At 71.8% G+C, this 11,668-nt stretch carries 11 protein-coding genes; 4 read left to right on the top strand and 7 right to left on the bottom strand.

Features of this window, described 5'->3' with window-relative positions:
• Positions 1-23 precede the first annotated feature (23 nt).
• The 3 genes from miaB to selD all read right to left on the bottom strand — a co-directional run bounded on the left by miaB (position 24) and on the right by selD (position 3,265).
• The gene (gene miaB, locus ACZ6O5_RS14315; RefSeq protein ID WP_465977288.1) at positions 24-1,523 is read right to left on the bottom strand and encodes a tRNA (N6-isopentenyl adenosine(37)-C2)-methylthiotransferase MiaB; all 1,500 of its coding nucleotides are present in this window, start codon (positions 1,521-1,523) and stop codon (positions 24-26) included.
• Between the two features lie 76 nt (positions 1,524-1,599).
• Positions 1,600-2,079: a hypothetical protein gene (locus tag ACZ6O5_RS14310; protein ID WP_465977286.1), complete on the bottom strand. Its 480-nt coding sequence runs from the start codon at positions 2,077-2,079 to the stop codon at positions 1,600-1,602.
• Between the two features lie 202 nt (positions 2,080-2,281).
• Positions 2,282-3,265 carry a selenide, water dikinase SelD gene (gene selD, locus ACZ6O5_RS14305; protein ID WP_465977284.1) on the bottom strand — a complete coding sequence of 328 codons (984 nt, stop codon included), beginning with the start codon at positions 3,263-3,265 and terminating at the stop codon, positions 2,282-2,284.
• A 208-nt stretch (positions 3,266-3,473) separates the two neighbouring features.
• Between selD and ACZ6O5_RS14300 the strand changes: the two genes are divergently transcribed.
• From ACZ6O5_RS14300 to ACZ6O5_RS14285, 4 genes are all read left to right on the top strand, one after another.
• The gene (locus ACZ6O5_RS14300) at positions 3,474-4,220 is read left to right on the top strand and encodes an amino acid ABC transporter ATP-binding protein (protein WP_465977282.1); all 747 of its coding nucleotides are present in this window, start codon (positions 3,474-3,476) and stop codon (positions 4,218-4,220) included.
• A gap of 52 nt (positions 4,221-4,272) precedes the next feature.
• A complete protein-coding gene (locus tag ACZ6O5_RS14295; RefSeq protein WP_465977280.1) occupies positions 4,273-5,139 on the top strand; it encodes a glutamate ABC transporter substrate-binding protein in 867 nt (288 codons plus the stop codon).
• An 80-nt stretch (positions 5,140-5,219) separates the two neighbouring features.
• A complete protein-coding gene (locus ACZ6O5_RS14290; RefSeq protein WP_107159098.1) occupies positions 5,220-5,894 on the top strand; it encodes an amino acid ABC transporter permease in 675 nt (224 codons plus the stop codon).
• On the top strand, positions 5,894-6,769 hold the full coding sequence (locus ACZ6O5_RS14285; protein ID WP_465977278.1) for an amino acid ABC transporter permease: 876 nt from the start codon (positions 5,894-5,896) through the stop codon (positions 6,767-6,769). Before ACZ6O5_RS14290 ends, ACZ6O5_RS14285 begins: the two co-directional genes overlap by 1 nt.
• Before the next feature lie 73 nt (positions 6,770-6,842).
• Here the strand turns inward: ACZ6O5_RS14285 and rny are convergent, their stop codons facing one another.
• The 4 genes from rny to recA all read right to left on the bottom strand — a co-directional run bounded on the left by rny (position 6,843) and on the right by recA (position 11,618).
• Positions 6,843-8,609 (bottom strand): ribonuclease Y, encoded by a 1,767-nt coding sequence (gene rny / locus ACZ6O5_RS14280; RefSeq protein WP_465977275.1) that lies wholly within the window; start codon positions 8,607-8,609, stop codon positions 6,843-6,845.
• A 469-nt stretch (positions 8,610-9,078) separates the two neighbouring features.
• A complete protein-coding gene (locus ACZ6O5_RS14275; RefSeq protein WP_465977273.1) occupies positions 9,079-9,792 on the bottom strand; it encodes a 3-keto-5-aminohexanoate cleavage protein in 714 nt (237 codons plus the stop codon).
• Positions 9,793-9,864: 72 nt separating this feature from the next.
• On the bottom strand, positions 9,865-10,557 hold the full coding sequence (locus tag ACZ6O5_RS14270; RefSeq protein WP_425790637.1) for a regulatory protein RecX: 693 nt from the start codon (positions 10,555-10,557) through the stop codon (positions 9,865-9,867).
• Positions 10,558-10,568: 11 nt separating this feature from the next.
• Complete coding sequence (gene recA / locus ACZ6O5_RS14265) at positions 10,569-11,618, bottom strand: recombinase RecA (RefSeq protein WP_107159085.1); 1,050 nt, start codon at positions 11,616-11,618, stop codon at positions 10,569-10,571.
• Positions 11,619-11,668 lie beyond the last annotated feature (50 nt).

The following is an 11,668-nucleotide window of genomic DNA, read 5'->3' as shown; positions in this document are numbered from 1 at the left end:
CCCTCCTTCCGAGCGGGGGTGGGTCAGTGGGCGGCGCAGCCGCCGGTGGGAGCGGGCGACTCGGCCGGCGCGCCGACCGTCGGCAGCCCGAGCAGCACCCCGGGCGTACGCGGGGCGCGTCCCGCCTCGGCCGCGTCGCCGGCCCGGGTACGCCGGTGCGCCACCGGTGCCCCGTCCGCGTTGAGGTGGTGCGGGGCGGCGTACGTGACAGTGGTGTGCACGATGTCGCCGGGGCGGATCCGCCCGGCCAGGTCACCGGTCGCGAAGTGCACGAGCCGGCCGTCGCGGGCCCGGCCGGACATCCGGCCGGTGCGCTCGTCCTTGCGCCCCTCGCCGACGGCGACCAGCACCTCGACGGTCTCCCCGACCAGCTTCTTGTTCTCCGCCCAGGTGATCTCCTCGACACAGGCGATCAACCGCTCGTAGCGCTCCTGCACGACCTGCTTGGGGAGCTGGTCGGCCATGGTGGCGGCGGGGGTGCCGGGGCGCTTGGAATATTGGAAGGTGAACGCCGACGAGAACCGGGCCTCCCGGACCACGTCGAGGGTCTGCTGGAAGTCCGCCTCGGTCTCGCCGGGGAAGCCGACGATGATGTCGGTGGTGATCGCCGCGTCCGGCATCGCCGCCCGGACCTTGGCGATGATCCCCAGGTACTTCTCCGACCGGTACGAGCGGCGCATCGCCCGCAGCACGTCGTCGGAGCCGGACTGCAACGGCATGTGCAGCGAGTGGCAGACGTTCGGCGTCTCGGCCATCGCAGCGATCACGTCGTCGGTGAAGTCCTTCGGGTGCGGGCTGGTGAACCGGACCCGCTCCAGACCGTCGACGTCGCCGCAGGCGCGCAGCAGCTTGCCGAACGCGTACCGGTCGCCGAACTCCACGCCGTAGGAGTTGACGTTCTGCCCCAGCAGCGTCACCTCCAGCACGCCCTCGGCGACCAGCGCGCGCACCTCGGAGAGCACGTCGCCGGGGCGGCGGTCCTTCTCCTTGCCGCGCAGCGACGGCACGATGCAGAACGTGCAGGTGTTGTTGCAGCCGACGGAGATGGAGACCCAGCCCGCGTACGTCGACTCGCGCCGGGTCGGCAGCGTGGACGGGAAGACCTCCAGCGACTCGAGGATCTCCACCTCGGCCGCCGCGTTGTGCCGGGCCCGGTCCAGCAGCGCCGGCAGCGAGCCGATGTTGTGCGTGCCGAAGACGACGTCCACCCAGGGCGCCTTGCGGACGATCTCGCCGCGGTCCTTCTGGGCCAGGCAGCCGCCGACCGCGATCTGCATCCCGGGGTGCTTCGTCTTGACCGGGCGGAGGTGGCCGAGGTTGCCGTAGAGCCGGTTGTCGGCGTTCTCCCGGACCGCGCAGGTGTTGAACACCACCACGTCGGGCTGGTCGGCGGACTCGGCGGCGCGCACGTAGCCGGCGTCTTCGAGCAGGCCGGAGATGCGCTCGGAGTCGTGCACGTTCATCTGGCAGCCGTACGTGCGCACCTGGTAGGTGCGCGGGCTGCCCGCGGCTGCGGTAGTCATGACCCGGACAGCGTATCCGGGCCACCCGGACCGCCCCACCCCCGTGTCCCGCCCGGCGGGTGGGGGTGGGGGCCGGTCAGGCGGCGGCCAGCGCGGGGGCGACCGAGTCGGGGGCCCACCGGGAGCGGTGGCACTGCGACCAGCCCCGGCAGCCGGGATCGGCGAGCGTGCAGAGCCGCTGCTCGCTGAGCACCTCGCCGTCGTCGGTCTCGACCACGTCGAAGTGCACCGGGCGGATCGTGCCGTCCGGGGCGACCAGCAGGTGCCGGCCGGCGTCGAGCGTGTCGTCGCGCATCAGGCAGTTGCGGCCGAGCACCCGGGCCAGGGCCGCGATGGCGGGCAGCTCGGGCAGGCGTTCGGGCACGCCGTAACAGTCGACCACGGTGCCGTACGCCCCGGGCGCCTCCCACACGTCGCAGACCACCGCGTACGCGGGCAGCCGGACGGGGTCGGCGACGGCGAGCGGCATCACCACCCGGCCGAGTGCCTCGGCCAACGCCGGGTAGACCTCCACCGGCGCGCCGCCGTCGATTCTCCAGTTCCACAGCTCGGTCATGCCGCCTCCTCGCTGCGCTCGTCCCACCGGCCTCCGGATCGGGCCTTACTGACGATGGTGGGGGGCATTTGACCTCGACCGGGGGCAAGTTACCGGTCTGTGACCATTCCGGGCAAAATTTCCCTGGGCGACGTTGCCCTGAGTAGCGGGAAGATGACAGTTTATCGGGTACGGTGTCGCGTCGGCACCGCTGCCACGCCGGTCAGCGCAGCCGGATCAACGCGTCGGAGACGGGCAGCAGCTCGCCGACCACCGTGCCGCCCGGCACCTCGCCGGCCACCAACAGCCCGCCCGACGTCTGCGCGTCGGCCAGCAGCAGCCGCTCGGCCTCGTCGACGTCGCCGAAGTCGGTCCACGGCGTCACCCACTCCAGGTTGCGCCGGGTGCCGCCGCTGACGTACCCGTCGCGCAGCGCCTCCCGCGCGCCCTCCAGGTACGGCACCGCGGCGGTGTCGATCACCACCGTGAGCCGGCTGGCACGGGCCAGCTTCGAGGCGTGCCCGAGCAGCCCGAAGCCGGTCACGTCGGTGCCGCAGCGGATGCCGGCGGCCACCGCGGCGCGGGCGGCGTCCCGGTTGAGCCGGGTCATCGAGTCGACCGCCGCCGCGAAGCGCTCCCCGGTCTGCTTGTGCCGGGTGTTGAGCACGCCGACGCCGAGCGGCTTGGTCAGCGACAGCGGCAGCCCGGCCCGGCCGGCGTCCAACGTGATCAACTCGTCCGGGCGGACCAACCCGGTGACCGCCAGGCCGTACTTCGGGCCGTCGTCGTCCACACTGTGCCCGCCGGCCAGGTGGCAGCCCGCCTCGCGGGCCACGTCCTGCCCGCCGCGCAGCACCTCCCGGGCCAGCTCCAGCGGCAGCACCTCCCGCGGCCAGCACAGCAGGTTGAGCGCGACGAGCGGGGTGCCGCCCATGGCGTACACGTCGGAGAGCGCGTTGACGGCGGCGATGCGGCCCCAGTCGTACGCGTCGTCGACGACCGGGGTGAAGAAGTCGGCGGTGGTCACCAGGCCGGTGCGCTCGTCCAGCCGGACCACCGCGGCGTCGTCGCCGTTCTCCAGGCCGACCAGCAACTCGGCGGCGCCGCCGCTCGGGCCCAACCCGGCGACCATCGCCTCCAGCTCACCGGGTGGGATCTTGCAGGCGCAGCCGCCGCCACGGGCGTACTCGGTGAGCCGGAACGTCATCGCTCCATGATCTCCGCGAGACGGCGGCGTCGCCACTCGGACGCCCCGGCGGGGGACGGAATTGGGACCCGCCGGCACACCGGTGACCGGTGTTACCGCTCCGTGACCAACTGAGTTGCGTTCCGCCACATCACCCCGCCTACAGTTGCCCAACCGGGGGTCGACCGACCCCCTGTTCCGGCACGGACGACAGGGACGGTGGACGATCGTGACGACGGGCGACCCGCTGATCGTGCTCGACGGGGTCAACAAGTGGTTCGGGCCGCTGCACGTGCTCGACGACGTGTCCCTCTCCGTCGGCCGGGGCGAGGTGGTCGTGGTGATCGGCCCGTCCGGCTCCGGCAAGTCGACGCTGTGCCGCGCCATCAACCGGCTGGAGCCGATCGACAACGGCACCATCACGTTCGACGGGCAGCCGCTGCCGGCCGAGGGCAAGCCCCTGGCCAAGCTGCGCAGCGAGGTCGGCATGGTGTTCCAGTCGTTCAACCTCTTCGCGCACAAGAGCATCCTGGAGAACGTCACGCTCGGGCCGGTCAAGGTCCGCAAGGAGAAGCCGGCCGCCGCCCGCGAGCGCGGCCTGGCCCTGCTCGACCGCGTCGGCATCGCCAACCAGGCGGACAAGTACCCGGCCCAACTCTCCGGCGGCCAGCAGCAGCGGGCGGCGATCGCCCGCGCGCTGGCCATGCAGCCCAAGGCGATGCTCTTCGACGAGCCGACCAGCGCGCTCGACCCGGAGATGGTCGGCGAGGTGCTCGACGTGATGACCTCGCTGGCGCGCGACGGCATGACCATGGTGGTGGTCACGCACGAGATGGGCTTCGCCCGGCACGCGGCCAACCGGGTCATCTTCATGGCCGACGGCAGGCTCGTCGAGGACGCGCCGCCGAACGAGTTCTTCGCGAACCCGCGCAGCGAGCGGGCCAAGGACTTCCTCTCCAAGATCCTCACGCACTGAGCGTCCGTAGTGGAGTCGTCCCCGGCGGCTCCGTCGAAGAAGGAGATTGAGTATGCGTATGAAGCGCGTGGCGGCGGTAGCCGCGGCGGCGACCTTGGCGCTCGGCATGAGCGCCTGCGGCGGCGACGGGGACAGCGGGTCCGGCAGCGGCGGGGCCAAGGGCATCGTCGGCAAGGCCCAGAACCAGAAGAAGCTGGTCATCGGCGTGAAGGCCGACCAGCCGGGTCTCGGCATCCAGACCGGCAGCCAGTACGAGGGCTTCGACGTCGAGATCGCCAAGATCGTGGCCAAGGGCCTCGGCGTGGACGCCGGCAACATCGAGTGGAAGACCACGGTCTCGGCCAACCGCGAGCCCTTCATCCAGCAGGGCACCGTCGACCTGGTGGTGGCCACCTACACCATCAACGACGAGCGCAAGCAGAAGATCAACTTCGCCGGGCCGTACTACATCGCCGGCCAGGACCTGCTGGTCAAGGCCGACTCCACGCTGACCGGCCCGGAGGCGCTCGACGGCAAGACGGTCTGCTCGGTCACCGGCTCGACCCCCGCCAAGCGGATCCAGACCGAGCACCCGAAGGCCAAGCTCCAGCAGTTCGACTCGTACTCGAAGTGCCTGCCGCTGCTGGAGAGCGGCAAGATCGACGCGGTGACCACCGACGACATCATCCTGGCCGGCTACGCCGCGCAGTCCCAGTACGCCGGCAAGTTCAAGGTGGTCGGCAAGCCCTTCTCCAGCGAGCCCTACGGCATCGGCCTGAAGAAGGACGACAAGGACGGCTGCGAGAAGGTCAACGAGATCCTCAAGACCGCCGCCTCGGACGGCTCGTACAAGGCCGCCTGGGACGCGACCCTGGGCAAGAGCGGCACGGCCGCGCCCGAGCTGGACACCACGAAGCTGACCAACTGCGGCAGCGTCTGACCTGATCCGGGGGCCGGCATCCGCAGGGGTGCCGGCCCTGGTCTGTCACGACGCCGACGACGTGCCCCGGGAGTCGACGCATGCACGTATTCGCTGATCCGACCAACCTCGACGCGTACCTGTCGGGTTTTCTCTGGATCCTCAAGCTGACCGGCGCGTCGGCGGTCCTCGCGCTGGTGCTCGGCGTGCTTCTCGCCGCCTTCCGGGTCTCCCCGGTGCCGGTGCTGCGGGGCGTCGGCGCGGCCTGGGTCAACATCTTCCGCAACACGCCGCTGACGCTGATCATCTTCTTCTGCTACTTCGGCCTCTTCACCACGCTCGGGCTGACTCTCTCCGACGACCTCGACCAGAACAACTACTGGCTCGGCGTGGTCGGCCTGTCGGTCTACACCGCCGCGTTCGTCTGCGAGGCGGTCCGGTCCGGGATCAACACCGTCCCGCCCGGTCAGGCGGAGGCGGCCCGCGCGATCGGGCTGACCTTCTTCCAGACCCTCCGGATCGTGGTGCTCCCGCAGGCCGGCCGGGCCGTGGTCGCCCCGCTGGGCAGCGTGCTCATCGCGCTGTGCAAGAACGCGACGATCGTCGGCACGATCGGCCTGATCGAGGCGTCCAGCGTGATGAAGGACCTCATCAACAGCAACGGCGACGCCGTGATCGCGATCTTCGCCGTCTTCGCCGGCACCTTCGCCGCGCTCCTCATTCCGACCGGCTACTTCTTCGGCTGGCTGGCCAACCGACTGGCGGTGAAGCGCTGATGAGCACCAGCACCGTTCTCTACGACCACCCCGGGCCACGGGCCCGCGTCCGCAACGCGGTGCTCAGCGTTGTCTTCGCCGTCGGCCTGGTGGCGTTGCTCTGGTGGCTCTACGCCAAGTTCGACCAGGCCGGGCAGTGGGAGGGCAGCCTCTGGCAGCCCTTCACCGAGGCATCCACCTGGACCCAGTTCATCTGGCCCGGCCTGCGGCAGACCCTGTTCGCCGCCGCCACCGGCATGGTGCTGTCGCTGGCCTTCGGCATCCTGTTCGCGGTCGGCCGGCTCTCCGACCGCTGGTGGGTCCGGATTCCGGCCGGCGCGATCGTGGAGTTCTTCCGCGCCGTCCCGCTGCTCCTCATGATCTTCTTCATCTTCTACGGTGTGCCGTTCCTGATCCAGGGACCGGTGTCGGCCTTCTGGTCCGTGGTCGTCGGCCTCACGCTCTACAACGGTTCGGTGCTCGCCGAGGCGTTCCGCGCCGGCATCCGCTCGATCCCGGCGGGCCAGGCCGAGGCGGCCTACGCCGTCGGTATGCGGAAGAGCCAGGTGATGCAGTTGATCCTGGTGCCGCAGGCGGCCCGGGCCATGCTGCCCGTGATCGTCAGTCAGCTCGTGGTGCTGCTCAAGGACACCGCGCTCGGCTACATCGTGGCCTTCCCCGAACTGCTCCAGCGAGGCGTCAACGACCTGTCCGCGAACCGCGGGAACGTGGTCGCCGCGGCGATCGTGGTGGCCGTCATCTACATCGCCATCAACTCGCTGGTGACCGCGCTGGCGAACTGGCTCGACCGGCGTACCCGGCGACGCGGGTTCCGGGTCCCGAAGCAGGCGACGGCGCCGCGGGACGACGCTCAGGTGACCGAACCACAGGGTTGAGCGACGGCGACCACAGGCACCGAAAGCAGCGTGGGGATGGCGGCCGGCACCGGCCACCATCCCCACGCGTCGGTCAGCGGGCGATCTCGGTGACCCGGGACTCGCGCACCACTGTCACCCGGATCTGCCCCGGGTAGGTCAGCTCCTCCTCGATCTGCTTGGCCACGTCGCGGGCCAGCACGGCCGCGCCGATGTCGTCCACGTCGTCCGGCTTGACCATCACCCGGATCTCCCGGCCCGCCTGCATGGCGAAGACCTTCTCCACGCCGAGCTTGCCGGCCGCGATCTCCTCGATCCGCTCCAGCCGCTTGACGTACGCCTCCAGGCTCTCCCGCCGGGCCCCGGGCCGCCCGCCCGAGCAGGCGTCCGACGCCTGGGTGAGCACCGCCTCGATGGTCTGCGGCGGCACCTCGTTGTGGTGCGCCTCGATGGCGTGCACCACGTCCTCGGCCTCGCCGTACTTGCGGGCCAGGTCGGCGCCGATGATGGCGTGGCTGCCCTCCACCTCGTGGGTGAGCGCCTTGCCGATGTCGTGCAGGAACGCGCACCGCTTGATGGTCGCCACGTCCAGGCGCAGCTCCGCGGCCATGGTGCCGGCGATGTGCGCGGTCTCCACCAGGTGCTTGAGCACGTTCTGCCCGTACGACGTCCGGTAGCGCAACCGGCCCAGCAGGGTGACCAGCTCCGGGTGGATCTCGGTGATGCCCACCTCGACCAGGGCGTCCTCGGCGGCCCGGTGACACAGCTCCTCCACCTCGTGGCGGGCCAGGTCGTAGACCTCCTCGATCCGGTGCGGATGGATCCGGCCGTCAAGCACCAGCTTCTCCAGCGTCAGCCGGCCGACCTCCCGGCGGACCGGGTCGAAGCAGGAGAGCAGCACCGCCTCGGGCGTGTCGTCGATGATCAGGTTGACGCCGGTGACCGACTCGAAGGCGCGGATGTTGCGCCCCTCCCGCCCGATGATCCGGCCCTTCATCTCGTCGCCGGGCAGGTGCAGCACGCTGACCACGCTCTCCGCGGTCTGCTCGCTGGCCACCCGCTGGATGGCGTCCACCACGATGTGCCGGGCGCGCTGCTCGGCGGTGCCCCGCGCGTCCGACTCGATCTCCCGGACCAGCAGCGCGGCCTCCCGCTTCGCCTGTCCCTCGATCGACTCGACCAGCTCGGCCCGCGCGGCGTCGGCGGTCAGCCCGGCCACCCGCTCCAGTTCGCGGCGGCGCTGCTCCTCCACCTCGGTCAGCGCCCGCTCGCGCTCGGCCAGCGCGGCCTCCCGGGCGGCGAGCGCGGCGGTGGCGGCGGTGAGCTGCCGCTCCCGTTCGGCGAGCCGCTCCACCTCCTCGGTGTGCAGCCGCTCCCGCTCGTCCATCCGGGCGGCCCGGCGCTCCACCTCGGCGGCCTGCTCGCGGGTGGTGGCGGCGAGCACCGCGACCTCCCGCTCGCCGCTGCGCCGGGCGGTGGTGCGCAGTTGCTCGGCGTCCGCCTCGGCCTGCTTGTGCGCCCGCTCCAGCACGGTGTCGGCCTCGGCGCGGGCGTCGTCGAGCACCCGTCGGGCCTCGGCGCGGGCGGCCTTCGCCTCGGCCTTCGCGCCAGCCGCCTCGGCCCGGGCCGCGGAGGCCGCCGACTTCGCCACGTCGATGGTGCTGTTGACCTCGTCGGCGGCGGTCCGCAACGCGGCCAGGGACTGTTCCTGCCGGTCCTTCTCCGCGATGAAGGCCGGGTCCTCCGGCGCCGGGGCCAGGCTGAGCCGCTGGAGCGCCCGCACACCGAACAGCACGGCGCCCGCCACCACCACGACCAGCAGCAGCACCACCACGAGGAGGACGACGTCGAAGGCGCTCATCGCAGACCGCCGGTGAACCTGTGCCGCCGCGCCATGGCCGCCTCCCCTGAACGTCGGCGCCGCAGGACACGCGCCGACGGGCACGCGCCTGCGACTCTGGACGCCCGACCGGAGCGGCTGGCTGTGGGCAGCTTTCCGTCGGCGGTGCCCCTTCGGGGGGAACCGCCAGCGGCCGGTTGCAGTTGTCGGACGCTCCGGACCGGGTCCGGAGCTGCCGTCAAGGGCCGGTGAAGCTGGCCAAAGTGATGCTGTTCTGTTACGCGATCTATGTTGTGCGCTTAGCCTGCGCTGGTCGGGCAAAGTGAGCCTGTATGGCGAGGCTAGGTCGCGAGGACCCGTTCGGTCAAGGAGTCATGATCAAACCACCCGGACGGAGAGAAGTTGAGCCGTCACGGATTGCTGAGAATATGCCGGACAGGGCCGGACAAACCTCGCCGCCTGTCATCCTAGCGTGACGTTTCCCGGCTGCTCAGACCCCATCCCTCGGGGCGTGATGCCGGGCGGCGGCGACCAGGGCGGCGTTGTCCGGCGCGCGGCTGCCGTCCGGGAGCAGCAACGTGTCCTCCAGGCCGATGCGGGTGTGCAGGCCCCGACGGACCGCCTCGGCGAACACCGGCCAGGTGGCCGGACCCTCGCCGTGCAGCAGCACCGGCGGGCACCCGGTCGGCAGCGCGGCGAGGATCGCCACCGCGTCGGCGAGCGCCGCCTCCGCCGGTTCGGCCATGCACTCCACGAGGACCCGGCCGGTCGGAGTCGGCCAGCGACGCCACGCGTCGACCGCCGCCACCGTCCAGAGGCCGGCCTCGACCATGACGCCGCGCTCGTGCAGGGCCGCCGCGACCGCCGCCGCGCCCGGTTCGTGGGCGTTGACCGAGGCGAAGTCGGGCCGCACCGTCCAGGCGCGTACCGCGGCCACCCGCTCGGCCGGGTCGGGCACGATCCAGGCGCCGGTGCTGACCCCGACCGGCAGGCCGGGACAGGCGGCCCGGACGGCGTCGACCGCAGCGGCGACCCCGGCCGGGTCGAGGGACTCGACGCCGCTGTCGTCACGCGGGTGCACGTGCACCGCGGCCACCCCGGCGGCCGCGCAGCGGGCGGCGTCGGCGGCCAACTCGGCCGGGGTGAGCGGGACGGCGGGGTGCTCGTCCCGTCGCCGCCCGCCGTTCAGACACGCCTTCAGCACCGGTGTGCACCCCTTCTGCCATGGTGCCCGCGACGCCGCCGGCGCCGGACCGTCGCGTCCGGGACCGGACGGTCAGTCGTGCCGGCGGGCGTCGAGGTCGTTCTCCGCGTCGGCCAGGGCGTCGGCGTCGATGTGCTCGGCGAACTCCGCCGCCTCGGCGCTCTGCGCGGCCAGCGCGTCCTTCACCGCGCGGATCGCCACGCCGGCCGGGTAGCCCTTACGCGCCAGCATGCCGACCAGACGCCGGAACACCGCGTCGGGCTCGCCCCGGGCGGTGCGCAGCTTCCGGTCCACCAGGGCGCGGGCGGTCTCCGCCTCGGCCTCCTCGTCGATCCCGTCCAGCGCCGCGCCGGCCAGCTCGTCGTCGACGCCCTTGCGGCGCAGCTCGTTGGCGAGCGCCCGGCGGGCCAGCCCACGGCCGGTGTGCCGGCTGCTCACCCAGGCCTGGGCGAAGGCCGCGTCGTCGACGATGCCGACCTCGTCGTAACGGTCGAGGACCTGCTCGGCCACCTCCTCGGAGATGCCGCGCCGGGCGAGCGCGCCGGCCAGCTCGGCCCGGGTGCGCGGTCGGGTGGCGAGCTGCCGCAGGCAGATCTCCCGAGCCAGCTCGGCCTCGTCGCGCGGCGGAGCCGGAGCCTCCCCCGGATCGGACTCCGCCGCGCGACCACGGCGGCCACGGCGGGGCTGGGGCGCGCCGGTGGCGTCACCCGTACGGGGTGGGCTGGCATCCCAGCCCCGTCCCGTACGGGCGCGTCGTCCTGCCACTGGTCAGCGGATCAGAAGTCGACCGGCGGCAACTCCGGGCCGCCGGCGGCGTCGCCCGCACCACCGGTGCCGACGCCGAGCTTCTCCAGGATCTTCTTCTCGATCTCGGCCGCCACGTCCGGGTTCTCGCGGAGGAACTCGCGGGCCTTCTCCTTGCCCTGGCCGAGCTGGTCGCCGTCGTAGGTGTACCAGGCGCCGGACTTGCGGATGATCGCCTGCTCCACCCCGACGTCGATCAGGGAGCCCTCACGGGAGATGCCCTTGCCGTACATGATGTCGAACTCGGCCTGCTTGAACGGCGCGGCGACCTTGTTCTTCACGACCTTGACCCGGGTGCGGTTACCGACCACGTCGGTGCCGTCCTTGAGGCTCTCGATGCGGCGCACGTCGAGCCGGACCGAGGCGTAGAACTTCAGCGCCCGACCACCGGTGGTGGTCTCCGGGCTGCCGAACATCACGCCGATCTTCTCGCGGAGCTGGTTGATGAAGATCGCGGTGGTGCCGGTGTTGTTGAGGATGCCGGTGATCTTCCGGAGCGCCTGGCTCATCAGCCGGGCCTGGAGGCCCACGTGGCTGTCGCCCATCTCACCCTCGATCTCGGCGCGCGGCACCAGGGCCGCGACCGAGTCGATCACGATGATGTCGATCGCGCCGGAGCGGACCAGCATGTCGGTGATCTCCAGCGCCTGCTCGCCGGTGTCCGGCTGGGAGACCAGCAGGGCGTCGGTGTCGACGCCGAGCGCCTTCGCGTACTCCGGGTCGAGCGCGTGCTCGGCGTCGATGAACGCGGCGATGCCACCGGCCCGCTGGGCGTTGGCCACCGCGTGCAGGGCGACGGTGGTCTTACCGCTGGACTCCGGACCGTAGATCTCGACGACCCGGCCGCGCGGCAGACCGCCCACGCCGAGCGCCACGTCGAGCGCGATGGAGCTGGTGGGGATGACCGCCGTCTGCACGACGGGCCGCTCCCCCAGCCGCATCACCGAACCCTTGCCGAACTGCTTGTCGATCTGAGCGAGAGCAAGGTCTAGCGCCTTCTCCCGGTCAGGACCTGCCGCCATCGTTGCCACCCCTGCCTTCGCCGGCGTCTTTCCTGAGCTTCGCGTCACGC

The sequence above is a fragment of the Micromonospora sp. NPDC049201 genome (genome assembly GCF_055586805.1).
Note: the sequence above shows the minus strand (reverse complement) of the source record. Positions and strands in the feature narration are given on the sequence as shown.